22 protein-coding genes are annotated in these 25,801 nt (G+C 64.3%); 6 read left to right on the forward strand and 16 right to left on the reverse strand.

What is annotated here, in order from left to right; genetic code table 11:
* Positions 1–20: 20 nt before the first annotated feature.
* Positions 21–1,766 (forward strand): glucosamine inositolphosphorylceramide transferase family protein, encoded by a 1,746-nt coding sequence (locus E2484_RS15710; protein WP_137286130.1) that lies wholly within the window; start codon positions 21–23, stop codon positions 1,764–1,766.
* A gap of 18 nt (positions 1,767–1,784) precedes the next feature.
* Here the strand turns inward: E2484_RS15710 and E2484_RS15715 are convergent, their stop codons facing one another.
* The 7 genes from E2484_RS15715 to E2484_RS15745 all read right to left on the reverse strand — a co-directional run bounded on the left by E2484_RS15715 (position 1,785) and on the right by E2484_RS15745 (position 10,918).
* The gene (locus tag E2484_RS15715; protein WP_137286131.1) at positions 1,785–2,993 is read right to left on the reverse strand and encodes a glycosyltransferase; all 1,209 of its coding nucleotides are present in this window, start codon (positions 2,991–2,993) and stop codon (positions 1,785–1,787) included.
* 44 nt (positions 2,994–3,037) lie between these two features.
* A complete protein-coding gene (locus E2484_RS15720) occupies positions 3,038–4,288 on the reverse strand; it encodes a glycosyltransferase family 2 protein (protein ID WP_137286132.1) in 1,251 nt (416 codons plus the stop codon).
* Between the two features lie 118 nt (positions 4,289–4,406).
* Positions 4,407–5,456: a polysaccharide lyase gene (locus E2484_RS15725; protein WP_137286133.1), complete on the reverse strand. Its 1,050-nt coding sequence runs from the start codon at positions 5,454–5,456 to the stop codon at positions 4,407–4,409.
* A gap of 113 nt (positions 5,457–5,569) precedes the next feature.
* A complete protein-coding gene (locus E2484_RS15730; protein WP_137286134.1) occupies positions 5,570–7,363 on the reverse strand; it encodes an ABC transporter ATP-binding protein in 1,794 nt (597 codons plus the stop codon).
* Positions 7,364–7,602: 239 nt separating this feature from the next.
* Positions 7,603–8,898, reverse strand: a complete 1,296-nt coding sequence (locus E2484_RS15735) for a CDP-glycerol glycerophosphotransferase family protein (protein WP_137286135.1) — start codon at positions 8,896–8,898, stop codon at positions 7,603–7,605.
* Positions 8,899–8,905: 7 nt separating this feature from the next.
* Positions 8,906–9,673, reverse strand: coding sequence for an NTP transferase domain-containing protein (locus E2484_RS15740; protein ID WP_170977379.1), 768 nt, complete (start codon positions 9,671–9,673; stop codon positions 8,906–8,908).
* A 132-nt stretch (positions 9,674–9,805) separates the two neighbouring features.
* Positions 9,806–10,918 (reverse strand): glycosyltransferase family 4 protein, encoded by a 1,113-nt coding sequence (locus E2484_RS15745; RefSeq protein WP_137286137.1) that lies wholly within the window; start codon positions 10,916–10,918, stop codon positions 9,806–9,808.
* 273 nt (positions 10,919–11,191) lie between these two features.
* On the opposite strand from E2484_RS15745, the gene E2484_RS15750 reads away from it, so the two are divergent.
* Positions 11,192–12,685 carry a polysaccharide lyase gene (locus E2484_RS15750; RefSeq protein ID WP_137286138.1) on the forward strand — a complete coding sequence of 498 codons (1,494 nt, stop codon included), beginning with the start codon at positions 11,192–11,194 and terminating at the stop codon, positions 12,683–12,685.
* Positions 12,686–12,767: 82 nt separating this feature from the next.
* Here E2484_RS15750 and E2484_RS15755 read toward each other — a convergent pair whose 3' ends face one another.
* The 3 genes from E2484_RS15755 to E2484_RS15765 form a co-directional block, all read right to left on the reverse strand.
* Positions 12,768–13,979, reverse strand: a complete 1,212-nt coding sequence (locus E2484_RS15755) for an ABC transporter permease (RefSeq protein ID WP_137286139.1) — start codon at positions 13,977–13,979, stop codon at positions 12,768–12,770.
* 108 nt (positions 13,980–14,087) lie between these two features.
* Positions 14,088–15,326 carry an ABC transporter permease gene (locus tag E2484_RS15760; protein WP_137286140.1) on the reverse strand — a complete coding sequence of 413 codons (1,239 nt, stop codon included), beginning with the start codon at positions 15,324–15,326 and terminating at the stop codon, positions 14,088–14,090.
* Between the two features lie 31 nt (positions 15,327–15,357).
* On the reverse strand, positions 15,358–16,122 hold the full coding sequence (locus E2484_RS15765) for an ABC transporter ATP-binding protein (protein ID WP_137286141.1): 765 nt from the start codon (positions 16,120–16,122) through the stop codon (positions 15,358–15,360).
* Positions 16,123–16,362: 240 nt separating this feature from the next.
* Between E2484_RS15765 and E2484_RS15770 the strand changes: the two genes are divergently transcribed.
* Positions 16,363–16,572, forward strand: a complete 210-nt coding sequence (locus E2484_RS15770) for a hypothetical protein (RefSeq protein WP_137286142.1) — start codon at positions 16,363–16,365, stop codon at positions 16,570–16,572.
* 81 nt (positions 16,573–16,653) lie between these two features.
* Here E2484_RS15770 and E2484_RS15775 read toward each other — a convergent pair whose 3' ends face one another.
* Complete coding sequence (locus tag E2484_RS15775) at positions 16,654–16,983, reverse strand: HalOD1 output domain-containing protein (protein ID WP_137286143.1); 330 nt, start codon at positions 16,981–16,983, stop codon at positions 16,654–16,656.
* Positions 16,984–17,254: 271 nt separating this feature from the next.
* Between E2484_RS15775 and E2484_RS15780 the strand changes: the two genes are divergently transcribed.
* Positions 17,255–19,081, forward strand: coding sequence for an alpha-amylase family protein (locus E2484_RS15780; RefSeq protein WP_137286144.1), 1,827 nt, complete (start codon positions 17,255–17,257; stop codon positions 19,079–19,081).
* A gap of 41 nt (positions 19,082–19,122) precedes the next feature.
* On the opposite strand, the gene E2484_RS15785 is transcribed toward E2484_RS15780, so the two are convergent.
* The gene (locus tag E2484_RS15785) at positions 19,123–19,983 is read right to left on the reverse strand and encodes an alpha/beta fold hydrolase (RefSeq protein ID WP_137286145.1); all 861 of its coding nucleotides are present in this window, start codon (positions 19,981–19,983) and stop codon (positions 19,123–19,125) included.
* A gap of 154 nt (positions 19,984–20,137) precedes the next feature.
* Positions 20,138–20,527, reverse strand: coding sequence for a DUF4112 domain-containing protein (locus E2484_RS15790; RefSeq protein ID WP_137286146.1), 390 nt, complete (start codon positions 20,525–20,527; stop codon positions 20,138–20,140).
* Positions 20,528–20,691: 164 nt separating this feature from the next.
* On the opposite strand from E2484_RS15790, the gene E2484_RS15795 reads away from it, so the two are divergent.
* On the forward strand, positions 20,692–22,152 hold the full coding sequence (locus E2484_RS15795; RefSeq protein ID WP_137286147.1) for a sulfatase: 1,461 nt from the start codon (positions 20,692–20,694) through the stop codon (positions 22,150–22,152).
* Between the two features lie 75 nt (positions 22,153–22,227).
* Here the strand turns inward: E2484_RS15795 and E2484_RS15800 are convergent, their stop codons facing one another.
* The gene (locus E2484_RS15800) at positions 22,228–23,904 is read right to left on the reverse strand and encodes a DUF7282 domain-containing protein (RefSeq protein WP_137286148.1); all 1,677 of its coding nucleotides are present in this window, start codon (positions 23,902–23,904) and stop codon (positions 22,228–22,230) included.
* A 129-nt stretch (positions 23,905–24,033) separates the two neighbouring features.
* Positions 24,034–24,591 carry a metal-dependent hydrolase gene (locus tag E2484_RS15805; RefSeq protein ID WP_137286149.1) on the reverse strand — a complete coding sequence of 186 codons (558 nt, stop codon included), beginning with the start codon at positions 24,589–24,591 and terminating at the stop codon, positions 24,034–24,036.
* Between the two features lie 199 nt (positions 24,592–24,790).
* On the opposite strand from E2484_RS15805, the gene aglF reads away from it, so the two are divergent.
* Positions 24,791–25,546 (forward strand): UTP--glucose-1-phosphate uridylyltransferase AglF, encoded by a 756-nt coding sequence (gene aglF / locus E2484_RS15810; RefSeq protein WP_137286150.1) that lies wholly within the window; start codon positions 24,791–24,793, stop codon positions 25,544–25,546.
* Positions 25,547–25,551: 5 nt separating this feature from the next.
* Here aglF and E2484_RS25720 read toward each other — a convergent pair whose 3' ends face one another.
* The gene (locus tag E2484_RS25720) at positions 25,552–25,683 is read right to left on the reverse strand and encodes a hypothetical protein (protein WP_321112671.1); all 132 of its coding nucleotides are present in this window, start codon (positions 25,681–25,683) and stop codon (positions 25,552–25,554) included.
* Positions 25,684–25,801 lie beyond the last annotated feature (118 nt).

A 25,801-nucleotide genomic window follows, 5' to 3' on the forward strand; every position in this document is an offset into this window, starting at 1 on the left:
GGAGGGCCGGGACGGGCGACATGAGCCGGGGCGATTCGACGCTGGAGTTCGGTGTCATGTGTACCGGAACGACGTTCGACGACTGGCAGGCCGAGTGCATTCGACACCTGCTCGACGTGGAGGGCGTCCGACCGAAACTGCTCGTTCTCGACGACCGTCGAACGACGGACCGGAGCCGCGAGTCCCGAATCGGCCGGGTCGCAGAACGGGTCCGTTCGGCGGTCGAGACGGCCACGTCCGAGGGCGCGAAGGAGACGGTGGACAGGGCTTCGTGGCGGCTGTACAACCAGCACATTTCGGACGACGGCGCGTCTCGGAAACCGGTGGACCTGTCCGAGGAACTCGGCGGTGTCGAGCGAATCGCCTGTGACGTGAGAGAGGAGGGGTATGCCGAGTACTTCTCCGAGTCGGACCTCGACCGGATACGCGAGTTCGACCTCGACTTCGTACTGCGGTTCGCCTTCGGCATCATCAAGGGCGAGATACTCGACGTTCCGAGATACGGCGTCTGGTCGTTCCACCACGACGACGAGCGGAAGTACAGAGGCGTCCCGCCGTGTTTCTGGGAGATATACGAGGGCGACCCGGTGACGGGAGCGGTGTTACAGCGACTGACCGAGCGACTCGACGGCGGAATCATCCTTCGCCGCGGGTACTTCCCGACGATTCCGTACTCGTGGACCGCGAATCTGGATCAGGCGCTGTACGGTACTACGAAGTGGCCAGCACAGGTCGCCGTCGACGTTCTGAACGGACGGACCGACTACTTGGAGCAGTCGCCCTCCGAGACGGACGCCCCCGTCTATCGCTCGCCGAGACTGTCCCAGATGTTCCGGTTCGGTTCCAAACGCGCCGCCGCGATGGTCCGAGAGTTGACGAGAGGGTACGAGAAGTGGAGCATCGGCGTGTCGGAAGCCCCGGTCGAGAGGTTCCTGGACGAGTCGAAGTCGGCGACCGTCCAGTGGTACTCGTCGCCGAGAGACACCGAGTTCGTCGCCGACCCGTTTCCAGCCGAGATAGACGGCGACACCTACGTTTTCTTCGAGAAGTACTCGTACGAAGACGAGACGGGGAACATCTCCTATGTGAGATACGACGACGGCAAACGGAACGACGGGAAACGGAATCCGACCGTCGAGACGGCCCTCGAAAGACAGTACCACCTCTCGTATCCGTACCTCTTCAGACACGAGGGCGACCTCTACGCGACGCCCGAGACGCACGAAGCGAACGAGATTGCGCTGTACAGGGTCGCTTCGCCCGACGACTGGGAGCGCGAGCGAACGCTGATACCCGACGTGGCGGGCGTGGATCCGACCCCGGTCTACCACGACGACAGGTGGTGGCTGTTCTTCACGAAGCAGGACGACATGGTGAACACGAACCTGCATCTCTGGCACGCGCCGACCCTGACCGGGGAGTGGCGACCCCACGAGAACAACCCGGTCAAGACCGACGTTCGCGCCGCGAGACCCGCGGGAACTCCGTGGACTACGGACGGGGACCTGTATCGGCCGACTCAGTACTGCGCCGACTGGTACGGCCGGAAAATCGTCGTGAATCGCGTGACCGAACTCACGTCGACCGGGTTCGCCGAGGAGCCGGTCGCCGAAATCGCACCGAGCGAGGACGGTCCTCTCTCGGCCGGTCGACACACCATCTCTTCGGGCGGAGGACTCACGCTCGTGGACGGACACCGGTTCGTCTGGAACGCCTACAACGTACGGCGCACGGCCGACCAGATAGCGCGAAACCTGCGTCAGTAGCGACACTTCGATCGGCGGTCACCCTTCTCGGCGGGACCGCAGCAGTTCGGCGTAGGCGTCGGCGGTTCGCTCGGCCACGTCGTCCCACGAGTAGCCGACCGCGGTCTCGTAGTTGCGACGGCCCATCCGGGCCACGTCGCGCGACAGGGCCTCCCGAATGGCTCGGGTCAGCGCGTCGGTCTCGGCCGCGTCGTCCGACTCCTCGGAGTGGTCCGGGTCGTAGAGGACGCCGCCCTCCTCGCCGACCACGTCGGTGAGACACCCCGACTCCGGGGCCACGACCGCCTTGCCGAACGACATGGCGAGCAGGACGCTCCCGGACGTGAAGATGTCCCGGAAGGGGAAGACCACGGCGTCGGCCGCGTTCATGTACGTCTGGACCTCGTCGTCCGGAACGTATTCGAGGACCGAGCGAACCCGGTCGTCTCCGGCGGCCCGGGACGCGACCTGCTCGCGCAACTCGTCGTCGGTCGCGTTTCCGGCGACGACGAGGCGAGCGTCGTCGGCGTCGAGTCGGCCGAACGCCTCGATTAGCCGAGGCACCTGCTTGTAGGGTCGGATGCGCCCGAAGTAGAGGAAGACGAACTCGTCGTCGGAGAGACCGAGTCGGTCTCGCGCAGTCGCGCGGTCGATTTCGTCCTCGTAGTCCCCGACGTAGTTGCCGTGGGGTATCGTCACGAGGTCGGTGCGCTGGCCGCCGGAGAGGTCGTACTCCTCGACCAGTCGGCGGCGCGCGCTCGGCCAGTGGACGAACACCCGGTCGAACACCCGAGTCACGAGGAGTCGCTTGCAGAATCGCTCGAACTCGGGGCGTCTGCGCTCGTGTTCGACCAGATTGTGGGCGGTCCAGACGATTCGCGTCCCGAGCAGTCGCGCCACGAGCAGACCCGCGACGAACGCCACGGCCTTCGCCGCGGTCCGGAGTCGCCCGTCGGCGACGAGGTACGGCGAAATCCAGTGCAGGTGGAGAACGTCCGGAAGCCCCTCGGACGCGACCGTTCGCAACGTCGAAAGCGGATAGCCGCTCGCCAGCGTCGCCGAGACGCCGCGGGACTCGAGCGCGTCGGCCAGATTCGACTGATACGGATTCGAGTCGAAGTGCGGCAGGTGCAACACCCGCGTTTCGCTCGCCGAACCACTCTCAGTCTCGCTCTCGGTCGGTTCCGTTCGCTCGGCCGACGATGCAGTCACCTGCAGCCCCCCGGTTCGGTCTCGATTCCCCCGCATCCAGACGGCGTACGACGAACTGAGTGTAAAGCCATGTGGCTGGCTCAGCCCTGTGGATCGGCCGCGTTCGTCGCGTTCGCCGCGGTCGGTCCGGTCTCCTCGGGTCGCTCGTCGGTGTCCCACGTCACGACGTTGCGACCCCGGAGGAAGTTCGAGAGGCCGACGAGGAGGCTGTAGTTGAGCAGGGCGAAGTAGTAGGTCGCCTGAAGCGGAAGCGGTGCGGTACGTCCGGCACGCTTCGCTCCGGCGGTGACGCCGACCGAGACCGCGAACGCCGCCACTCCCCCGGCGAACAGGAGGTGGAGTCCCGTCGGTTGGAGGAGCGCGAGCAGGAGGGCCGACGACCCCGCGACGCCCAACATGACCGGGGTGAGCCACAGCAGGGCCGTCCGCGACCAGAGCTTGACCGAGTAGGTGCCGTACTCGACGGGATTCAGCAACTCGGTGAACTCCGACAACGTGTGCCACGACCGAGTGGTGATTCGATTCTCCGCCTCTCGTTGGGAGTCGAGGTCGTCGCGCGCCTGTTCGAGCGCCACCGCGTCGGGCGCGAACTTCACCTGCTTGCCCCGGGACCGAATCGCCAGCGGTTCGCCGAAGTCGCTCATCAGGTCGGCCGAGAGCGGCACGTAGTCGTCGGCCCTGACCGCGTAAATCGCGCCGTTCCCCTTGACGATGGACCCGGTTCGGGACTCCGACCGCTGGACGAACCGCTCGAACCGCCGGTAGATGGGGATGGCGGCCGTGTTGTTCCCGACGTTCTCGTAGTGGAGTCCGCCGACGACACACCCCACGTCGTCGTCGAACTGGGCGACGAGTCGGCGTATCGCGTCGGGTTCGTACATGCTGTTCGCGTCGGAGAAGACGAGAATCTCGCCGTCGGCCCGGTCGGCGACGACGTTCTGGCACTCGGTCTTGCCGACTCGACCTTCTACGCGAACCAGTTCGACGCCCTCGTCGGCGTAGGACCGAACGATGTCGTCGGTGGCGTCGCTCGACGCGTCGGAGAAGACGAGTATCTCCAGTTTTTCGTCGGGGTAGTCCAACGCGAGGCTGTTCTCTATCTTCTCGGCGATTACGTCCTCTTCGTTGTAGGCCGCGACGACGAGAGAGACGCTCGGGAGGTCACTTCGGCGGCCGCCGTCCGCCGGGCCTCCACCTACCCGTCCCTCGGACTCCGGCCCGTGAAGCAGTCCCAAGAGCGAAACCGCGACCGGATAGAGGACGTTCGTGTACAGTACCGTCAGAATCGACCCCGCCAACGCCGCCCGCAGGAACGTAATTACAGTACTCATCCATCGTAACGCCAACTCGTGAGTACAAAAGTTTCGGTGTACGTTTGAACCGTAGTGTAGCGGTTAAACGGCGTCGGCTCGGAGGGTTCGTTTACCGACTGGGCGCTTCGTCGCCGGCCTACTCGTCGTCGGTCGTTTCGTCCTCGGCCGTTTCGACCTCGGTCGTCTCTGTTTCCGGTATCGGGGTCACCCCCGTCTCGGTTCCGTCCCAGTCGTCCGTCTCCCGGGATTCGGAGTACAGCTTCAGCTGGTCGAAATAAACGTGGTGGTCGGCGGAAGGATGGACCGAACCTCCCCAGTAGCAGTCGAACCAGTACTTGTCGATTCGAATCCGAGGGACGTCGCGGAACCGCAGGTCGGTTACTTGGAGTGCGCGCTCCCCGTCGACCCACCCTTTCAGCACGCCGTCGTCTTGGCCGGGCGTGTTTAGTTTCACGTAGTTGTCGATTCGGTACCACTTCCCCAACTCCAAGCGTCCGGCATTCTCCCTGTCCCAGTGGAAGACATCGCCGTAGGGACTGTCCATCTCCGCGTGATACACGTAACTTGCGAGTTGAACCGGACGCTCGGAGTCGTCGCTCTGGTAGAAGTACATTCGCGCCGACCACCCGTTCGTCCCGTCGGCTTGGCGTCCGCCCCATCCCGCCTGCCCGTAGGTCCCCGCCGGGCCGGGTAACTTCCCACCCTCGTAGGGCACTTCGAACGACGTGCCGAATCGGAGGTAGTAGCGGACGTGCAACTCCTCGGGTTCGGGGTAGCCAGCCTCGTCGAACTGATACTGGAGCGACGTGCCGTAGTGTCTCCCCTCGCGGAACGTCACCTGGAGTGAGTTCGAATCCGAGGAGATGCCGCGCTCTCCGATCTCGACGTTCTGCGTCGCGTTTCGTTCCGTGAACTTCTCGAGCGACTCCGGCGTGTCGAACGAAAACTCGACGAACTGCTCGGGGAACTCGACGTCCCGTTCGGTAGTGGTCTCCCGTTCGGTGGTGGTCTCCGTTTCGGTCGTCGTCTCCTCGCGTTCGGTCTCACCGGTTCGTTTCGTCGCCGTCTTGCTGTCTCCCGATACCCCCTTCTCCGCTCGCCTCTGGTCACGCCCCACGTACGCGATACCCGCTCCGCCTGCGACCGCGCCGAGGCCGAGGAGAACGCGTCTTCTCGTCGGTTTCATTTGCTATCATCACGGTCCAGTCGCCGCCAGTGAGTGGTCCGTAACCGGCGCTAGAGGACCAAGAGCGTATAAAGAAAGTGTAAATATGGGAACGGTTCGTTACTGATTCCGAGTCAGTCCGAGTACTGGCGACTGTACAGGTCGGCGTAGGTGCCCTCGTTCTCCAGAAGTACGTCGTGACTCCCCTGCTCTACGATGTGGCCGTCCTCGATGGTGTTTATCTCGTCGGCGTTCCGAATGGTCGAGAGCTGATGCGCTATCGTGATGACCGCGTAGTCGCGCTCCATCGACTCGATTCCGGCCTGGACGCGCTGTTCGGTCACCGAGTCCAGGTCGCTCGTCGCTTCGTCCAGGACGAGCACGTCCGCGTCCTCCTTCAGAATCGCACGAGCGAGCGCGATTCGCTGTTTCTGGCCGCCCGACAGTCTGACGCCGCCTTCGCCGAGTTCAGTCTGGAAGCCGTCGGACATCGAGTCGAGAAACTCGGAGACCTGTGCGGTTTCGCACGCGCGCTCGACCTCGTCGCGCGACGCCGACCGATTGCCGACGGTGAGGTTGTACCAGAGCGTGTCGTCGAAGATGAAGGGGTTCTGTCGAACGATGGCCAACTTCGACCGCCACTCCTCCAAGTCGATGTCGGTGATGGGACGGCCGTCGGCGGTTATCACCCCATCGTCGGGGAGGTACATCCGGCTCAGTAGCGACACGATGGTCGATTTCCCGGCACCCGACTGGCCGACGAACGCGACGAACTCGCCCTTCGACACGCTGAACGAGACGTTTTCGAGGACCGACTCGGCGTTCGAGTAGGAGAACGAGACGTCGTCGAACGCCACCTCGTTCACCTCACCGATGTCTTCCACGCCGCCGTCGACTTGCTCTCGGTTCTGCTCCAGGGAGTTGACGAACATGTCGGTCTTGACGACGTGCGGGAGGTTCCCCTCTAGCTGGTACACGCGGTAGTTCAGCATACTCACGATGGGTGCGAGTCGGAACATGGCGAACAGGAACACGCCGAGGGTCCCGAGGTTCATCGACGTGAACGTCACGGCGAGGTAGATGAGGACGAATATCGAGATGGCGGCGGCGAACTGATAGCTGTTCTGGACCGCCGCCTCGTTCCGGCGGAGGTGGACCGTCGCGTCCACGAACTGTTCGACCGCGTCCCGAAACTCCCTGCGCACCTCGTCGCCGAGTCCGTAGAGTTTGACCTCGCGGATTCCCTGCGTCCCCGCCTGGGCGGCCTCCTGTATCCGCTCGTTCGCTTCGGATACCTTGTCTCCGACCGAGTACCCCGACTCCAACCCGTGTCGGATCACCAGCGCCACGGTGCCGAGGACGACGCCGGTCAGGAGCGTCAAGACGGGCGCGAGATATATCGCAATCCCGGCGTACATCAGCGCGAGGAGCAACGGTTGAAGCACCTTCACGAACCACGAGACGCTCTTTCCGGCGTACTTCGACTGCGTTACGATGGCGTTCAAAATCTCGTCCGACCCCTTCTCGTTGAAGTACGCGATTCGCGCGTCGATGGCGGCGTCGAACGCCTCCTGTTTCAGGTCGCGTTCGTAGAACGTGCGCAAGGCTTCGCCGAGCCACATCACGCCGAACCCGGACGCGTACCGGACGGCCATGATGACGGTGACGCCGACGACGACGGTTTCGAGCGTGAACGGGATGCCGAGGAACTCGTAGGCGTCGGCGAACATCCCGACCATGCCGCTGTCGGGCGTTCCGTTCTCCGACTGGATGAACCCGATAATAGGGATGAGGAAACTGAGACCGATACCTTCGAGAAGAGCGGCGACGATACCCAAAACCAGTATTACCCCCGACAGGAGCGGTCGATAGTAGATGATCTCTCTAAACGCTGCTAACTTCTCTGTTCGTGATATGTCCCCACTCATCGTCCCCCAGTCATTGTCCGTTAGAATCCCCTCTCTCTTATATTTGGAGTGTGTCCGTAAGTATGACGGCCCGGACGAAACCACGAGCGTGGAGACGCCGCCGAACTCGGACTTCGAACATTATTCGTATCGTTTTGAGCAATAGAAACGTTCGTTAAGCGCCTATATTTAATTCCTTTCTATACCTACATCTTTCGGAGGAACTGCGCCACCGACGGATTGGAACCCGTACGGAACTGTCACGTTTTCGTCTCCCGTAGCAACTGCTCGGCGTCGGTTTCGCACTCGGCGGACCGGCGACCACCGTCACCGCCGGCGGAATCTGGCCGGTCGGTAGACGCTCCCCGTACCACGTTCCGGACGTGCCGGTAGATGCGCTCCGACGCCCGACCGTCCCGATGGCGATAGAATCGGTCTCGGACCTGCGCCCGCGACTCCTCGAACCCGTCTTCGCCGCGCAGGAAGTGGTCCAACCACTCGTGTAACTCCTCGGAAGTCGTGGCTTTCGGTCCCGGCGTCACGTCGTCGTACTCGAAGTAGAGTCCGCGGGCGTCCCGGTACGCGTCGAGGTCGTACGAGTAGAACACGACGGGCCTGTCCAGCAGGAGGTAGTCGAAGTAGATCGACGAGTAGTCGGTGACGAGTACGTCTACTAGCGGGAGAATCGGATAGATGTCGATTCCGTTCGGGAGCATGACGAGTCGGTCGAACTCGTCTTCGTCTATCTCCACGTCCGACCACGGATGGGCTTTCAGGAGCAGGTACGCGTCGTGGTCGGCCAGGAGTCGATTCAGGTTCTCCACGTCGAGTCTGCTCCCGTCGATGACACCCGCGTCCTCGTGGAACGCGCGTCTGGAGGTCGGCATGTACGAGACGAGGGTCGCGTCGTCGCTCAGGTCCCGCAACCGGTCGTAGACGCCGGAGTCGAGACCGACCGTCGCGCCCTCCACGTCCCGGAAGAACACGTCGTTGCGAGGATAGCCACTGGGAATCACCTCGTCGTCCGATATTCCGAACGCGGAGGCGAACGGCGCGAGCGCGTCTGCGGTGCCGGTCGTCACGAACCAGTTCCAGTTCCGAACGATGTACTTCCGATACAACCGCACGAGTGGTGAGGCGTCCAGTTCGAGGTCGCGCCCGAGTCGCTTCAGCGCGTTGCCGTGCCACGTCTGGACTACCTGCGCACCGCCGACGTACGGCCAGAACGGGATGCTGTGAGAGCTGAACACGCATCTCGCGCGGAGAACCGCGTACTTGCCTCGCCGGTCGTCGATGTGAAAGGCTTCGTAGCCGCGCGCTCGAAGCGTCTCCAACACCTCGCGGTCGCGGGCTATCCAGATCGGTCGCACCCCGTCGGACTGCTCGGCCGCGTAGAGGAACAGATACTTGGTGTTCTCCGCGAACCGGCCGCTCCAGTCGGCGGTGAACACCCAGACGCGGTCGTTGCGCGGAACCAGGTGCGAGAGCAGGAAGACGAACGGCCGAACCACGTACGAGACGACCGCGTCGGCCGCGTCGGTCAGTGCGTTACTCATTCGAACGTCACAGTTCGATTTCGCTCCCGTCGGCCGGTTCGAGCGGAAGCTTTCGCTCGGCCTCGCGGAAGTGTTCCTCGGTGTTGATTTCGGCGTGTCGTCGCGGGTCCACCGTCACGGCCTTCGACGGCACCTCGGGGAAGACTATCGGGAACCACTCCTCGACGGCGTTCTCGCACAGCAGGCGACCGGCCGTATCGAAGTGGTCGCGGTTCAGTACGAAGATGCCGGCCTCCTGATGGCCCTCGATAGCGCCGTAGTCGGTGACGGTTCGGGAGTCGTCCCAGTCGATAGCGGTCATCTCGTCCTGAACGCCTTCGATGGCGGCGACGGTGCTGTAGCCCTCGGAGCGGTGGTCGTCGTGGAACCGCTCGACGACGGACGACAGTAGCTCGTCGGTCGTAATAACGTCGCCGCACAACAGTAGCGCGTCGTCGTCTACGACGTTGATACCCGCGAGCGCGGAGGCGGCGTTCTCGACCGCACTCCAGTACGGAAGGACGATAATCTCGAACTCGAATCGGTCGTCGATGCGGACGTACTCGTCGATTTTCTCCGAGCGACTCCGATCTCCGATACTGTCCTCGGCGAATCCGTATCCCAGAACGACGACGATACGCTCGTCCACGAGTCCCTGCTCGACTAACGGTGCTAACGCGTCGAGTTGGCGCTCGAATATCGTCTTTCCGTCTACCTCGAGGAAGAGTTTCGGATTCCCGTCGGTTCGAGGACGTAAGCGCGAGCCTTGACCTGCTCCTAACATAATAGCTTTCATGAGTACGTCGGAAACCCCCGTAGCACCGGACCAAACACCCATATATAGAAATACGTTGCGGCAGGTTACGGTGCGGACGGCGCTGTATCGTACCGAGTTCCAGCGAGGCAGAACGTCACTCTCCGGTCTCGGCTACGCCCGAAGGACGCGAGCGACCGCTTCCAACAGTTCGCGGCCGACGCTCTCGTCGGAGTTCGTCGCCCGGACCCTACGGGTCGCGTTCCGGCCGACCGTCTCGCGCGAGCGCTCGTCGGTCAGCAGACGTCCCACCGCCTCGGCGAACTCCCCGTGGTCGTCCGACGGGACCAACACGCCCGTCTCGCCGTCGGAGACCTGTTCGCCGATGCCCCAGTCTGGGTTCGCCACCACGGGGAGTCCGGCGGCCTGGGCCTCCAGAACGACGTTGGGGTAGCCGTCGATGTAGGACTTGTAGACGAACACGTCGGCCGCGGCGAACACAGGCGGAACGTCCTCTACGTAGCCGGGGAGGAGGATTCGATCGGCGACGGTCTCGGGCACGCGGGTCTCGACGTAGCGCGCGAGTCGGTCGAAGTACGTCCCGTCGCCCGCGACGACGTACACCACATCGTCGCGTTCGGCGAGCAGATCGGACAGCGCCTCCACGATTTCGACCACGCCACGGTACTTCCCCTCGTAGTTCAGGTTCGTCACGGTCAACAGGACTCGCTTCCCGTCGAGGTCCACGCCGCAGATGCGGTCTACCTCCTCGCGGTCCTCGAACCGAGACGCGTCGACCGGGTTGCGGGCGCTGACTGTGGGCCGGTCGGGATAGCCCGGTCCCGATTCGAGTCGGTCGCGCAGGTCGTCGGAGACGGTGACGTACCCCCTCGAAGCGCGGTACGTGAGTCTCGTCAGGAGGTGGTAGACGACGAAGACCGCGGCCCGCTCGTACCGGTCGTCCTCTCGGAGTTCGCGCAACCTGTCGGCGTGTTGTCTGTAGATGTCCCCGTTGACCCGGAGCAGAAGGGGGACGCCGAAAATTCTGCCGAGAACGACGGATACCAACCCCAAAATCCCGGTCCCGTTGTAGAGCAGTATCGCGTCGACGTCCGATGCTCGGAGGACGCGCGCGCCTCGGACCGCCGACCGAACGAGTTTGGCGACCGGACCCGCCTCCTCGAAGGAGAAGACGCGACCGGACGCATCGGCGGCTTCGAGCGGTGCGACCAACTCCTCGGGTCGCAGGTCGGTGAAGCCGAGAATCGTCGGGTCGCTATCCGACATGCCGGTTACCGGGTCGGGCGGGCGGTGACGGTGTCGTAGAAGACGGTCGCCGCGAGCAGGTGATTCCCGAATTCCGGACGTGGACCGCGAACAGTCGAAGGCGGGTTCTGTCCTCCGAGGGCATACAAGAGAAACTATCGAACTCTATAATAGAGTAACGGCGGCGAGAGCCGGACGGATTCGTTTGGGAGAATCACCCTCGTCACAGCCGACCAACACCAATCGTGACGTTCCGGTAAATATTTAAAAGGTCTGCAGAGCATTGAAAACTGCATGGCACGCGACGAAACGGCACGCGAATCCGAATCAGAGACATCACTACTGAACCGGCGGAGTTACCTTCAACTCGCCGGTGGGGCCGCGGCATCCGTGGCCGGACTGAACGTGACGAGTTCGCGCGGTGCGGCGGCGGAAGACGGACACGAACTCGTCTACGAGACCTTCGACGAGAGCGGTTACGAAGACGTATTCACTGACACGGGGGAACAAGGCACTTACGACGAGCGCGTAAATGACCCCGTCAAGGCCGGGAGTAACGCGTTGAGCGTTCAGTTCCCCGAGGACAACCACTACGGGATGTCGGCGACGTACGACCCGGTCGAAGCCGGCGATCTCGACTCCGAAGCCACCGAACTGTACGCCAACGCGTGGATACGTTTCTCCCCCGACTTCACCGGCCGTACCGGAAAGCTCCCCGGTCCCGCGAACGCCGAACCCGGCGGTGCGAAGGGCGGCGAACCCTCCGACGGGACGAACGGGTGGTCGGCCCGCGCGACGTTCGACGGTTCCCCGAGCGACGGCGTGAAAATCGGTTACTACACGTACCACATGGACCAGGGCGGGACGTACGGCGACCACTTCTGGGCGGCGACCGTTCCGACGGGCGAATGGGTGAAGGTCGGCCAGTACATCAAGTTGAACTCGGTCGACGGCGGGTCGGCGAACGCCGACGGCCAACTCAAGATGTGGGTCAACGACGAGTTGCAACTCGACAAGTCGGGAATGCGGTTCACGGAAGACCTCTCTCTCGGCTGCAACTACTGGTTCAACGCCTACTTCGGTGGCAGTTGGACCTCGCCACAGGACCAGTCGGTCTACTTCGACCGCTGGGCGCTCAGCGACACCGAGATGCCGGACATCTCCACCGACGGGTCGTCCGGTAGCAGCGGGGACGAGGACCAAGGAAAACCGCTCGAACTCGTCTCGGGATCGGACACCGAGAGCGTGGAGTACGAGTTCACGGTCGAGGGGAGCGTCACCAAGAACACGTCCGCAGGCGACAACTCCGCCGAGAGCAACGACAGCATCACCGACAACGGCGACGGCACGGTGACTGTCACAGGTACCGCGGGTAACGGCTACGGCGACGCCTACTACGTGGACGGCACGTTCACGTCGATGACCCTCGACGAGACCAAGTGGACCATCCGCTACGACGGGGAAGAGGTGAGCGTGCAGGACCTCCTCCCGTCCGCCGCGCCGACCGTCGAGCGATTCGACGTCTCCAAGAGCAACCAACTCGGCGACGACCGGATGTTCTCGGTCAAGTGGGCCGCGGCCGACGCCGACGAGGACCTCGACACGGTCGAAGTCGTCGTCAACGACGGGTCGTCGGACGTGAACTTCTCGGTCGAGGACGCCAGCGGCGGTAGCGCGTCCGGATGGGAACTCTTCCAGTTCCCCGTGGGAAGCACCATCGACGTGAACCTCCGTGCGAAGGACTCGGCCGGGAACGTCACGAAGCGGGCCCAGTCGGTGTCGCTCTAGTCGGAGTCCTTCGTTCACCACGACGCGAGACCGGTACCGGGACGGCAGGAGGGTGGAGGCTTCGGAAGCCCCGTCCCGTCGTTCACCGCGAAAGCTGGTCGATACCCACGGTCCGGAGGGTGCGCCAGCCAGCGACCGCGGCCGCCAGCGTCCCGATGACCAGCGCGATGGTCGCGCCGAGGACGAGGACCGACCCCGGTGCCTGGACGAGTCCCTCGAAACCGACGATTTCGGCCGCGACGAAGTTCAGACCGACCACGAACGGCGGGGTGACTGCGACCCCGAGCAGGCCGCCGAGCGCGCCGAGCAGGACGCCCTGCGCGGCTACCATCCCGACGAGCGTCTTCGAGGAGACGCCGAGCGCGGTCAGCGCGGCGAGCTCCTCCTTCTGCTGGAAGACGACGATGGAGAGGACGTTGAGCGTGAGTGCGAACCCCGCGACCACCGCGAGGACGACTAACGCGGCCCCGACCGCGATGACGACCGCGTTGTGCTGGAGAATCGAGCGCATCTGCTCGTCGTTCGTCCGAATATTGTAGTCGGGATAGGCCCGCTGAAGTTCCTGCTCCATCGCGGACTCGTTCGCGTCGTCGGCCAAATCGACCGTGATGAACGTCGCCTTGTCGGTGCCCGTCGTGCCCGTGACCTCCTGCAGTTCGCTGAGGTAGGTCGTCACGGTCGGGGCGCCGAGGAAACTCGAGAAGGTAGAGGAGATGCCGGTGACCTCGAACTCGTGGTTCCGCGCGCTCTCGACCGACCCGCCGACGTAGATGGTGTCGTTCACGCCCACGTCGAGCATCTCCGCGGTCCGGGGGTCGATGACTATCTCGTGGTACATCTTCCCCTCGTAGGTGCCGTTCTCGTAGTGGCCGTCGCCGTGCGGGAGTTCGCCCTCCTCGTAGGAGACGAACGGACCAGCGCCGGGGACGCCCACGCCGACGAGCGTCCGCATCTCCCCCGACCCGTTTCCGACGTAGACCGCCCGGAAGGCCATCGGTACCGCCGACTTCACCCCCTCGCGGGACTCGACGTCGCGGGCCACCTCGTGGGAGTCGAGGATGGAGGTGCCGAATCCGCCCGGCCCCTGCGAGAGTGACCCGCCCGTCACCCAGAGGTCCCGGCCCGAGGAGTCGAACTTCTGCTGGCCGGTCTCGAACACCCCGTAGCCGAGACTGGCGAGCAGGGTGGTCGAGAGGACCGCCACCGCGATGCCGACCACCGCGAGGACGGTCCGGGCGCGGTCGTGGCGAAGTTGGGCCGCCGCGACCGAGACCGCGACCCGAAGTCGGCTCATCGGATCACCCCCGCGGCGGCCTGGTTCCGGGCCGTCGCGATGAGCCGACTTCGGAGGAGTCTGCTCACCGAACCACCCCCGTGGTCCGGCGACCGCCGCGAGGTCGCGTCACCGAATCACCTCCACGACGCCCTCGGTCCGGCGCTCCATCGCCAGCAGGTAGGGCGCGACGAGTATCCCGATGAACGCCGAGACTCCGAGACCGTAGACCACCAGCAGGGGATGGAAGTTCGCGATGGGAACCGGCGCGATTGCCCGCGTGGCGGCGTAGTTGGTGACGGCGGTCGTGACGTAGGCCAACACGATGCCGAGGACGCCGCCGACGAGCGTGAGCGCGAGCGCCTGCACGACGAGCAGAACTGCACGCGCGCGCCGGGAGAAACCGATGGCGGTGAGGGTCGCCAACTGCTCGCTGTCGGCCTCGACCTGTAGGCCCTGCGTGGTCGCCACGAACAGGGTGCCGACCACGATGGCGATGAGCAGGGCCGCCAGCCCCATCGCCAGCGGGAGGTCCGAGTCCGTCGAACTCTGTGCGGCGAACCCGGAGCGAGTGACCGCGTTCGCGCCGGGGAACCGGTCTTCGAGGTCCGACTCCAGTCCGCCGGCGTTCGACTGGACGAGTATCTGGTCGGCCTGGTCGCCGGACTCCGCGCCGGTGATGGCCTGGAGTTCGCTCAGGTGGACGAGCATCACCGGCATTCCGGACAGACCCGACTCCACGGCCACGTTCTCGACGGCCGTGACTCGCAGGTCGCCGCGCTGGGACCCCGAGATGGCTCCGCTGACCGAGAGGTCGTCGGTCCGATTCACGCCCAGACGCTGCGCCGCGCCGTTCGAGAGGACGGTCTCCCCGGTCCACTCGCCGTCGTAACTTCCGTTCGCGTAGTAGGGGTCGCCCTCCGAGAGCGCCGCGGTCGGGAGTCCGGCCACCCGGTCGAGTTTCGGCGACCCGACGACTCCGACCCCCAGGACGTACTCGCTGTTCGGGCCGGACTCGACCTCTAACACCGAAATCTGTACCGGGGTCGCGTACTCGACGCGCCCGTCCTCGTTCAGCGCGGCGCTCTTACTGTGAACGTCGCCGAGTTGGACCGACTCGGTGGAGACGACCATCGTGGACGCGCCGCCGGACTCCGGGACGACCCAGTAGTCCACGGCGTCACCTCGAACGGTCGTCCCCTGGACCAGACCGAGACCGGTCGCGGTGACGACCAGCATCAGTGCGACCGCGATGGCGACGCCGAGGACGCTGACCGCGGTCTGGCGCGGAGCGGTCCGGGTCGCCTTGGTAGCGGTCCGGCGGAGCGCGACCCCGACGAGACCGAACCAGCGCGTGATACTGCTCATCTACTGCCCCCTCGTCGCCTCTACGGTCCTCTCAGGCATCTTTCACCCGTCCGTCGCGGAGTCGAATCACCCGGTCGGTCCGGGCGAGCGCCTGCTCGTCGTGGGACGCGAGGACGACGGCCCGGTCCTCGGCGAGGTCCCCGAGCAAGTCGAGGATGACCGCGCCCGTGTCGGTGTCGAGTTCGCCGGTCGGTTCGTCGGCGAAGACCACGAGCGGGTCGCCGGCGAGGGCGCGCGCGACCGCGACTCGCTGTTGCTCGCCGCCGGACATCTCGCCGGGGCGGTGGCTCTGTCGGTCGCCGAGGCCGACGCGTTCGAGCAGGTCCCCGGCCTCCTCGCGGCGCGCTCCCTTGCCCATCCCGCGCTCTACCAGCGGGAGCGCGACGTTGGCCCGCGCCGACAGCGACGGGAGCAGGTGGAACCGCTGGAAGACGATGCCGACCTGTTCGAGTCGCAGACGAGTCAATTCCTTTTGGGAGAGCGACGACACGTCCTCGCCCGCGAGCGTGACGGTTCCGTCGGTCGGCGAGTCCAACCCCGAGAGCAGGTGGATGAGCGTTGACTTGCCGCTCCCGCTCGGACCCGACAGGCCGACGAACTCGCCGCGCTCGATGGTGAGCGACACGTCTTCGAGCGCCGTGACGGTCGGCCGGTCGTCGCGTGCGTCGTTCCCGTCCCCGAACGAGAACCACCCGCCGCTACCGCCTCGCTCGTACGTCCGAGTAACTCTCGAACACTCGACTACCGCTTCTCTCCGGTCCGATTCCCCCGTCGCTGTTCGCGTACTCGCGTCCATCAGTCCCCCCAGAACGGAAGGGTAGAACACGCCGACCCACTTAGCGTTTCAGGCCATTCTCCTCGGAGAGGAGGTTAAATCAACGTTAGACGGCGTTTTGGGTCGATTGACACCGACCCGCCCGGGGACGTTCGGTCGGAGGGTCGGGTCCGAGGGAGGGGAGAAGGCGAGAGTACACCGCGTTGACACCAGGGATAAACAGCATTATAAATAATGCCGTACTATCTTAAGGAGGTTCCGATGGACGTTATCACGGCGTTAGAAGCGGCGTCCGGTAGCGGGGGGTCCTACCACCTCCTAACCGGCGATAGAACCGAGAGCGTCTGTGGCACCGTAAAACGAGACGACCTGTTCGCTGGTCAAGCCCACGAGATTCTGCCCAAAGTCGAGGCGGAACGACGCGGCCTCGAACCGTGTGAGCGCTGTCTGGGGCGCGACCGAGACCAGTGACCGACCGAGAATAATCTCTCGGCGAGTGATTTTCGCGGCCCGACCGGCGAGCGCCGACGCCGGCGACCCACCGCAGTTTCCTCAGTATATCGACCGCGACGCGTCCGGAGTCCGGATGACGATACGACCGTAGCTCTTGACGGTGACCTCGTGGCCGTGGTACGCGAACGTTACGCGGCACTCGGGAGCGATACCGCTCGCGGTCGGCCGAAACAGATCGTCGAGCGCGTCCGGGTCCACCTCTCCGGCCTCGTACAGGGATTCGAGGTCGGTCACTCCGCGCCCGGTCATCTCCCCGATGGCGAGTGGGACGGCGATACTCGGCGGGTTCGACGGATAATCGTACGTCACGCGGTAGATTCCCGTCTCCGGGTCGGCAGTGAGTACGTCACCGGTCTCTTCGATGGTCATGGAACTGCCTTGGGTGGCACGACCCTTTAAGAGGACAGACCGTATCGAACTTCCCACCACATAACGTCGTAATTGAGCGAACTTCGACCGGTATTTCCGGTCTTATTCCGGCGTTGGAGGTTCGAAAATGGGAGAAACGTACCGTTGGGTACGACAGTACGACGACGCTACCGGTCGCGTGGCATCGTCGTCGACTAACGCTCCGTTTCCGTTTCGCCCACACCAGTTTTGCCGCTCGAACCCGTCGGCCGTCGTGAGAGGGGTGTGCCAAATGGGAACCAAAAACCGATGGTACGAGAACGCGACGTTCTACGCTATCGACGTGGAGGCGTTCGCGGACGGGGACGGCGACGGCGTGGGCGACTTCGAGGGACTGACCGAACGACTCGACTACCTCGAAGGCCTCGGGGTCGACTGTTTGTGGCTCCTGCCGTTCTACCCGTCGCCGAACCGCGACAACGGCTACGACGTGGCCGACTACTACGGCGTGGACTCGGTGTACGGCACGTTCGGGGACTTCGTGGAGTTCGTGCGCGAGGCCGACCGCCGGGGGATTCGGGTCATCGTGGACCTCGTAGTCAATCACACGTCCGACCAGCATCCGTGGTTTCGGGCCGCGCGAAGCGACCCCGAGTCGAAGTACCGCGACTACTACATCTGGCGCGAGGACCTGCCGGAGGACCCCGACCCGCACCGAGGGCCGGTGTTCCCCGGCGAGGAGGACACGGTGTGGAGCTACGACGAAAAAGCCGAGGCGTTCTACTACCATCGGTTCTACCACTTCCAACCCGACCTCAACGTCGCCAATCCGGACGTTCGCGAGGAGATTCGGAAGATCATGGGGTTCTGGCTCGAACTCGGCGTCTCGGGCTTCCGGGTGGACGCCGCAACGCTGATGATAGACAACAAGGGCGGTCTCGAATCCACGAAACTCGACGACCCCCACGGCGTCCTCCGGGACATGCGCCAGTTCGTGGAACGCCGCGGCGACGACGCCATCCTCTTCGCCGAGGCCGACGACGCGCCCGAACACCTCGGCGACTACTTCGGTACCACGACCGGCCGAGCTCCGTCGGACGCCGAGACCAGCGACGAACTCGGCGAGGGCGACGAGATGAACGTCCTGTTGAACTTCCTCCTCGACGCCTACCTCGTGCTGGCGCTCGCCGAGCAGGAGGCCGAACCGATTCGGGAGGTGTTGGACTTGCTACCCCCGAGACCGGAAGGCGGCCAGTGGGCCAACTTCCTCCGGAACTACGACGAACTCAACGTGGGTCGCCTCTCGAAGGCCGACCAACAGACGGTCTTCGAGGCGTTCGCGCCCGACGAGGAGATGCGCATCTACGGACGCGGCATCCGACGACGCCTCGCGCCGATGTTGGGCGACGACGACCGCGTCCGACTCGCCTACAGCCTGCTGTTCTCGCTCCCCGGCACGCCGCTGGTCGTCTACGGCGACGAAATCGGCATGGGCGACGACCTGGACCTCCCCGGGCGGAGTGCGGTCCGTACCCCGATGCAGTGGTCCTCCGAGAAAAACGGCGGGTTCTCGACGGCCGACCCGGAGGACCTCGTGCGCCCGGTCGTCTCCGGCGGCGAGTACGGCTACGAGTCGGTCAACGTCGCCGACCAGCGCGGCGACCCCGACTCCCTGCTCCAGTGGTTCTCGCGTCTCAACCGCCTCCGGGGCGAGTGTCCCGAAATCGGCCACGGCGACTGCGAGGTGTTCGACACCGACGACCCCGCGGTCTTCGCCCACCGAATGTCGAGCGACCACGGGCGGGTCGTCGCGATCCACAACCTCGGCGACGACGAGGCCGAAGCGACCCTAGAACTGGACCACAGACCCGTGCGACTGTTCGGCGAGGCGGCGTTCGAGCGAGTCGAGGACGGTGGTGAGTCGGAGGCCGGTGACGTGTCGGAAGCCGATAGCGAGTCTGACGCCATCGAGACAGATAAAGATAGTTCCGAGAAATGTATCAGTTCCTCTAACACCGACAGAGGAAGTGGTAGCGAAGGTGTAGATGGTTCCGGCGAGTGGCGCTTCGAGTTGGAACGGTACGGCTACTGCTGGGTCCGAATAGACGAGAGCGTGTAGAGCAGCGACAGTCGACGAGGAACGTAGGCGGCCATCGAGGACTACGCCTCCTCGTGTTCGTCGTCGACGGTCCCGGCCTCCGGCGGAGCGACCCGCGCGAGGAACTCCCGCAGTGCGTCGGTGAAGAACTCGGGGGCATCCAAGTTGGACGCGTGGCCCGCGCCCGGGACCTCCCGAACCGACGCGCTCGGAATCGCCGACCCGAACTTCGTCGCGTGTCGGCGAACGAACGCCGGTTCGCGTTCGCCGTACAACACCAGCGTCGGGACGGTGATGGCCGAGAAATCGACCGCCGTTTCGTGGAACGCGGCGACGGCGCGGATGACCTTGGCGAACTCGTCGGTCTCCATCTTCGGCCCGTCCGCCCGGAGTCGTTCGACGTTCTCGTAGTCGCCGCTGACGCCCTCGCCTGAGAGACGCTCGTGTAGCCAGACCAGTAGCTTCTCCACCCGCTCGTAGCCGACGAGTCGGACCGGCGGAACGGTCGCTCGCAGGGCGGCCGACCGCTGGAGCCATTCGCGGCGGTCGAACAGTTCCGGGCCGAACGTGTCGGCGAGTACCAGTCCGGAGAGACGCTCGGAGTAGGTCGCCGCGTACACCTGAGCGATACAGCCACCCATCGAGAGGCCGCAGACGACGGGGCGGTCGAGGTCCAGCGCCGTGACGAGCGCGTCGAGGTCGCTGGCGAGCAGGTCGAACGAGTACGGGTCGACGGCCGACCCGCCGGTTCGGCCGTGTCCTCGAACGTCGTAGGCGACGGTCGTGTACTCGTCGCCGAGCGCGTCCATCTGGGCCGTCCACTGGGCGTGGTCGAGGACGGCCGCGTGGACGAAGACCACCGGCGGTCCCTCGCCGCGTCGCTCGTAGTACGTCTCGATGTCGTTCGTCTGGACCGTCGGCATACCGTCTCGTAGAATCTCGACGGCGATGAAGTTACCCGTACAGCGGGCCGAATTACGACTACGAAGGAGAGAAACGCTGCCGGGTTCCGACTCTACCGCTCAGTACCCGTCGCTGAACTCGTCTTCCAACAGCGCCGGGTTCCGACTCTACCGCTCAGTACCCGTCGCTGAACTCGTCTTCCAACAGCGCGACGTTGCGCTCGTTGGCCTTCCAGACCGCGTCGATGAGCGTCCCGAGGACGGGAATCGAACCGATAACCGCGTCCGCACCGACGTTGAACAGCATCTTCAGCACGGTATCGCGCGACGCGCCCATCCGCGCGCCCTCGGCGACGATGTACAGCGAGATGGCCGCCGAGACGGCGTCACCGCCAACCGGCAGGATGCCGAGGATGGGGTCCAGTCCGATTTTGTAGTTGATTCCCGGAATCTCGATCGCCTCGTCGAGTAGGTCGGCGATAACCCGCACGCGCTCCATGCCCGGCGGTTCGTCCTCGACCGAGACTTCGATGGGTTGTCCTTCCTCGTCGGGTCCGAGTTCCATAGCGGAACGGAGGGCACGCGCGGGCAAAGGTTTGCTGGCCTCACTGTCGCCGCTTCGAGTTCTTCGGCCGAGACCGGAGAGAACGCGACGTAGCCCCGCCGGTAGCGCGCGTTTCGGATTGCTAGCCGAAATAGCTATACCGGCGTCTGTCGAGTTTTGGTCGCATGATATCCGACTCTCCGAACGTGGTGTGGCTAACGCTGGAGAGTGTCAGAGCGGACCACACGCCGATGGGTGGGTACGACCGAGACACGACGCCGGCGATTCGGCAGTTGGCCGAGGAGGACGACGCGACCGCCTTCGAGAACTGCTTCGCGCACTCGATGTGGACGCCAGCGTCCAGCGCCTCGATTTTCACGGGAACGTATCTCTCGGATCACGGTGTCGGGAAGGACGGGTCGGGGATGCGAACGCTCCCGCCGAACCTGACGACGCTCCCGGCCCTGCTCGCCGACGACGGGTACCGGACCGCCTGCCTCTCGCCGAACGGCTATCTGAGTTCCGCGAACGGTCTCGACCGCGGGTTTCGGGACTTCTACTGGCTCTCGAAGAATCTGGCCGACGGCGGGGTCACTGACCTGTTCGAGTACGCGTTGAATCTGGGGTCGCACGAAGGGAGTCCGCTCAACGCGAAGACTCGGGCGCTCGTGAAGTACGCGCTCAACGTCCGGTCGCACGGGCCGGGGTTCACCCTCGACAGGAACGAACACAACCTCTCGTACGTCATGACCGAGATGGCGAAGCGGTGGGTCTCCGACGCCGCGAAGGGCGACGACCCCTTCTTTCTCTACGCCCACATCGGGAATCCCCACCATCCCTACTGTCCGCCGCGACGGACGCGCGACCGATTTCGGGACTCGCTCCCCGTGTCGATGGACGAGGCGATAGACCTCTCGCTCGACGTGTACGGCGGTTCCGAGCGAATCCGCCGACTCAACGCCAACGGGAGCCAACTCACGCCCGAACAGTGGGACGCCATCGAGACGCTCTACGACACCGAGATAACCTACGCCGACGACTGCGTGCGGGAGATAGTGAACCACGTTCGCGAGCACGACGACGGGAACACCATCTTCGTAATCACGGCCGACCACGGCGAACTCTTCGGCGAGTACGGACTCGTCGGCCACAACCTCGTTCTCCACGACGCGTTGACGCACGTTCCGCTCGTCGTCGCGGGCGCGGACCTCGACTGCGACGGCGACGAACTCGTCCAGCACGTAGACGTGACTCGGACTATCGGGAGTATCCTCGGTCACGACCACGAGCAGTTCCGTGGGTACGACCTCCGCACGGAGACGCGTGACTACTGCCTGAGCCAACGGGGCCGCGCCGACTTCGACGAGTTCTTCGAGATCAATTCGGGGTTCGACACCGAACTCCTCCACGAGCACCCCGTCAGCGCGATTCGAACGCGCGAGTTCAAGTATCTCGAAAGCGCCAGCAAGTCCAACCTCTTCGAACTTCCGGACGAGGAGACGGACGTGAGCGACGAGCATCCGGAGGTCGTCGAAACGCTGTCGGGCGTCGTCGACGACTGGGTGGATTGGACCGCGGTCGAAACCGACGAGGCGGAGTTCTCCGACGACATGAAAGAGCAGTTGGCCGACCTGGGATACCTGTAGTCTCGACGCTCGATTTCCTGTTCGTCGCCTCGACTCCGGGTCTCGTCCGATACCGAAAAAGAAAGCGCCGAAGCGTTACGCTTCCGCGGTCGTGGCGTTCGACTCCTGCTGACGCTCGCTGACCGTGACGGTGACCGTCTCGCCGAAGTCGTCGGTCAGGACGCCGAGGAACGACTCGCCAGGTTCGAGTCCGAGGTCGGCTTTGTCGACCGCGAACTTCACCGGCAAGCTCTCGCCGGGTTCGACCGTCACCGTCTGTTCCTCGATTACGGTCCCGTCGATTCGGAGTTGCACCGTCTCGGTCACGGTCTGATCGCTCGGGTTACTGACCTCCGCGTTGACGGCCAATTTCCCCTCGTTCAAGACGACGGTTCCCGGCGCACTGAGTCCCGAGACCCGGAGCGACGGTTCCGCGGCAGTCGGCGTTTCGGTCGTCGTCTCGGTCGGTGTCTCGGTTTCGGTCGTGGTCGTTTCGGTCGTAGTCGTTTCAGTTGGCGTTTCGACTTCAGTCGTCGTCGTATCGGTCGGTTCCTCGGTCGGCGTCTCGGTTTCAGTTGGCGTCTCGGTCGGTTCTTCTGTCGGTGTCTCGACTTCAGTCGTCGTCGTTTCGGTCGGTGTCGCAGTCGTCGTAGTCGTCTCGGTCGGCGTGGTCGTCCGGTCCGGTAGGCGCGTCTTCACGCCTTCCGGCGCGGTCACGACGAACTCGACGTTCTGAATCGTCACGTCGCGGAGGACGAACTGGACGGTCTGGAGGTCGGACCGGTCTATCGCGGTCTCCCCGTCCGCGGACTCGCCGAGACTCTCTTCGAGCGACGCACCGCTCAGGAGTTTCGTGAGGTCCACGTGGACCGTCCGGTCGCTAATCGAGACGTTCTCCACGACGACCGTCCGGTCTACCTCGTCCGAGTCCCCGACGATGAACGAGAACTCCTCGACCTCGGCGTTATCGACTCTGAACGTGAACTGCCGTTCCTCGATCGGTTCCTCGACCGTCGTCGTAGTCTCCGGCGTCGTGGTCGTTTCGGTTGGCGTCTCTGTCGTCGTGGTTTCCGTCGGCGTCTCTGTCGTCGTCGTCTCAGTCGTGGTCGTCTTAGTCGGCGTCTCGGTCGGCGTCTCAGTCGTCGTCGCTGTCGTCGTCGTCTCAGTCGTCGTCGTTTCGGTCGGCGTCTCCGTCGTAGTCGTCTCAGTTGTAGTGGTTTCCGTCGGCGTCGCTGTCGTAGTGGTCGTCTCAGTCGTGGTCGTCTCAGTCGTGGTCGTCTCAGTCGTGGTCGTCTCGGTCACTTCCTCGACAGTGACGAACGCCTCGTCCACGACGACCTGATTGTCGACCGTGTACGCGCTGTCGTTCTGGCCCTGCGACTCCACGAAGTCGAAGTTCTGGTTGTCGTTCGTGTCACGGTAGGCCAGCGCGAGCAGGGTCTGGGACTCGTCGATCGGTTCGTCGAGCGTCACCTCCACGTTCTCGTGGGTCCCTGCTTCGAGGTACTCTGAGGACCCGCGGACGCTTTCGAGGACCGACCCGTTCAGGAGGCTCCGGTCGTGGACGACGACGAACCCGCCCTCCGTGAGGTTCACTCGCTCTACGGTGACGACGGTGCCGTCGCTCGTCTGATTCTCGAACGTGACCGTCGTGTTGGCCACTTGCGTCTGCCGTACCACCTCACCCGGCGGCGACTGGGCCCGTTCGGTATCAGGTGCTGTTGCGCCGAGCGACGTAGCTACTCCCCCAAAAATCGTGGCTATGACTAGCATGATAGCCAAAGATGCGTGTTTACGGCTCACTGAATTTCTCCCCCGGCGGACAATCCACGACGATTGGTATAAATCCGCTGGCGGCCGAAATTGGCGTTTCAGCCCGCGAGTCGGTACGCCTTACCCGAATTATATCGAGAGCTTCCGGCCGACCCACCGCGGAATCGCCGCGACGACTCGGAGGCCCGGCGCACCGTCGTAGAGCCATATGCCGAAGACCAGAAGCGCCACCCCGCCTTCGATGGCGACGAACGAACTCAGCGACAACCCCCGAAGGTGGGCCGCGAAACTCGGCTCGGTCGCGTACTCTATCGCGGGCACGACCGGCCACGCGAGGAAGCCGAGCGAGTAGAGGTCGCCGGTCGCCACGGGGTATAGCACGTCACCCAACAGGTGCGAGAGGTAGCCGACGCCGAACGCGGTCGCCACGGTCTCGCGGTCGAATCGCCGGAGCAGGGCCTGGACGACCAGTATCACGACGACGGCGATGAGAAGCGAGTGCGTGAGCGACCGGCCGTTCGGAATGAGGCCGAACGTCCACGCCAGCGGCTTGTCCACGAGGTCGGGGAACTGCGTGCCGAACGCCAGCGCGACGGTCGCGTAACCGTCGGGAGCTCGACGAGCGCGCAGGTGAACGAAAGCGGTGTACAGCAGATACCCCACCGCGAGATGTCCCCATGGCCACATGGACCGTCCTTCGAATCGCGTCGGGTTAGTCCTTCGGGCGCGACGTTCGACGGTGTCCAGAGGGGGTACGTAGAATCGGAGACGAGTCTCGAAAGCCCTCGGGCGGTCCGGTCCCCCGGCACGCTGCGTGCGTCGTTCCCTACTGGTTGCACAGCCGAGAGTTATTTATTACTCCAAGTAGTCGCTCCGGCAGAGAGACATGAAAGCCGTCGTACTCGCCGCGGGGGAAGGCACCCGCCTACGGCCGCTGACGGAGGACAAACCGAAGGGAATGGTGGAGGTAGACGGGAAGCCCATTCTCACGCACTGTTTCGAGCAACTGCGGGAGTTGGGTGCCGACGAGTTCGTCGTGGTGGTCGGCTACCGGAAGCAGGACATCATCAGCCACTACGGCGACGAGTTCGAGGGAATTCCGATGACCTACGCTCACCAGCGCGAGCAGAAAGGGTTGGCTCACGCCCTGTTGACGGTCGAAGACCACATCGACGACGACTTCATGCTGATGCTCGGCGACAACGTCTTCGACGCCAACCTCGGCGACGTGGTGAAGCGCCAGCGGGAGGACCGCGCCGACGCCGCGTTCCTGACCGAGCAAGTGCCCTACGAGGAGGCGGACCGATACGGCGTCTGCGACACCAACGACTACGGCGAGATTACTGACGTAGTGGAGAAACCCGAGGACCCGCCGTCGAACCTCGTGATGACCGGCTTCTACACCTTCACGCCCGCCATCTTCCACGCCTGTCACCTCGTCCAGCCCTCGAACCGCGGCGAATACGAAATCAGTGAGGCCGTAGACCTTCTGATTCAGAGCGGCCGAACCATCGACGCGATTCGGATGGACGGGTGGCGCGTCGACGTCGGCTACCCCGAGGACCGCGAGAAGGCCGAGCGCCTGCTCGACGGCGGAAGCACGGACGCCGAGCCGGCAGAAACGTCGGCAGAGGGCGACTGACGCCGCTACTCGGGAACGACCTCGAACTGCGTGAACTCGCAGCCGCAGTTCGAGCAGTAGTAGCGTCCGAGTCCGCGTTTTCGCACGGAGCGTTTCCAACCGCAGTCCGGGCACGCGATGTCCACGAGGAGCGTCATCCGGTTGGCTATAGACGACGCGGAGCGACTTCAGCGTATTCCCGTCAGCGGAGTGCGGTCGCACAGAGGAATAGAAACGTGTCTTTACACATCATTCTCGATTTCTAAGGCAATGTAT

Origin of the sequence: Halorussus salinisoli, from assembly GCA_005239435.1 — an archaeon.
GTDB lineage: Archaea > Halobacteriota > Halobacteria > Halobacteriales > Haladaptataceae > Halorussus > Halorussus salinisoli.

Excerpts from the sequence above, each read along its gene's own strand:
- E2484_RS25720 (WP_321112671.1), bottom strand. The coding sequence starts at position 25,683 with ATGACGCTCCTCGTGGACATCGCGTGCCCGGACTGCGGTTGGAAACGC.
- E2484_RS15790 (WP_137286146.1), bottom strand. The coding sequence starts at position 20,527 with ATGGAACTCGGACCCGACGAGGAAGGACAACCCATCGAAGTCTCGGTC.
- aglF (WP_137286150.1), top strand. The coding sequence starts at position 24,791 with ATGAAAGCCGTCGTACTCGCCGCGGGGGAAGGCACCCGCCTACGGCCG.
- E2484_RS15775 (WP_137286143.1), bottom strand. The coding sequence starts at position 16,983 with ATGACCATCGAAGAGACCGGTGACGTACTCACTGCCGACCCGGAGACG.
- E2484_RS15760 (WP_137286140.1), bottom strand. The coding sequence starts at position 15,326 with ATGAGCAGTATCACGCGCTGGTTCGGTCTCGTCGGGGTCGCGCTCCGC.
- E2484_RS15735 (WP_137286135.1), bottom strand. The coding sequence starts at position 8,898 with ATGAGTAACGCACTGACCGACGCGGCCGACGCGGTCGTCTCGTACGTG.
- E2484_RS15755 (WP_137286139.1), bottom strand. The coding sequence starts at position 13,979 with ATGAGCCGACTTCGGGTCGCGGTCTCGGTCGCGGCGGCCCAACTTCGC.
- E2484_RS15770 (WP_137286142.1), top strand. The coding sequence starts at position 16,363 with ATGGACGTTATCACGGCGTTAGAAGCGGCGTCCGGTAGCGGGGGGTCC.
- E2484_RS15720 (WP_137286132.1), bottom strand. The coding sequence starts at position 4,288 with ATGAGTACTGTAATTACGTTCCTGCGGGCGGCGTTGGCGGGGTCGATT.
- E2484_RS15740 (WP_170977379.1), bottom strand. The coding sequence starts at position 9,673 with ATGAAAGCTATTATGTTAGGAGCAGGTCAAGGCTCGCGCTTACGTCCT.
- E2484_RS15715 (WP_137286131.1), bottom strand. The coding sequence starts at position 2,993 with ATGCGGGGGAATCGAGACCGAACCGGGGGGCTGCAGGTGACTGCATCG.
- E2484_RS15745 (WP_137286137.1), bottom strand. The coding sequence starts at position 10,918 with ATGTCGGATAGCGACCCGACGATTCTCGGCTTCACCGACCTGCGACCC.
- E2484_RS15750 (WP_137286138.1), top strand. The coding sequence starts at position 11,192 with ATGGCACGCGACGAAACGGCACGCGAATCCGAATCAGAGACATCACTA.
- E2484_RS15710 (WP_137286130.1), top strand. The coding sequence starts at position 21 with ATGAGCCGGGGCGATTCGACGCTGGAGTTCGGTGTCATGTGTACCGGA.
- E2484_RS15725 (WP_137286133.1), bottom strand. The coding sequence starts at position 5,456 with ATGAAACCGACGAGAAGACGCGTTCTCCTCGGCCTCGGCGCGGTCGCA.
- E2484_RS15800 (WP_137286148.1), bottom strand. The coding sequence starts at position 23,904 with ATGCTAGTCATAGCCACGATTTTTGGGGGAGTAGCTACGTCGCTCGGC.
- E2484_RS15795 (WP_137286147.1), top strand. The coding sequence starts at position 20,692 with ATGATATCCGACTCTCCGAACGTGGTGTGGCTAACGCTGGAGAGTGTC.
- E2484_RS15785 (WP_137286145.1), bottom strand. The coding sequence starts at position 19,983 with ATGCCGACGGTCCAGACGAACGACATCGAGACGTACTACGAGCGACGC.
- E2484_RS15805 (WP_137286149.1), bottom strand. The coding sequence starts at position 24,591 with ATGTGGCCATGGGGACATCTCGCGGTGGGGTATCTGCTGTACACCGCT.
- E2484_RS15765 (WP_137286141.1), bottom strand. The coding sequence starts at position 16,122 with ATGGACGCGAGTACGCGAACAGCGACGGGGGAATCGGACCGGAGAGAA.
- E2484_RS15730 (WP_137286134.1), bottom strand. The coding sequence starts at position 7,363 with ATGAGTGGGGACATATCACGAACAGAGAAGTTAGCAGCGTTTAGAGAG.
- E2484_RS15780 (WP_137286144.1), top strand. The coding sequence starts at position 17,255 with ATGGGAACCAAAAACCGATGGTACGAGAACGCGACGTTCTACGCTATC.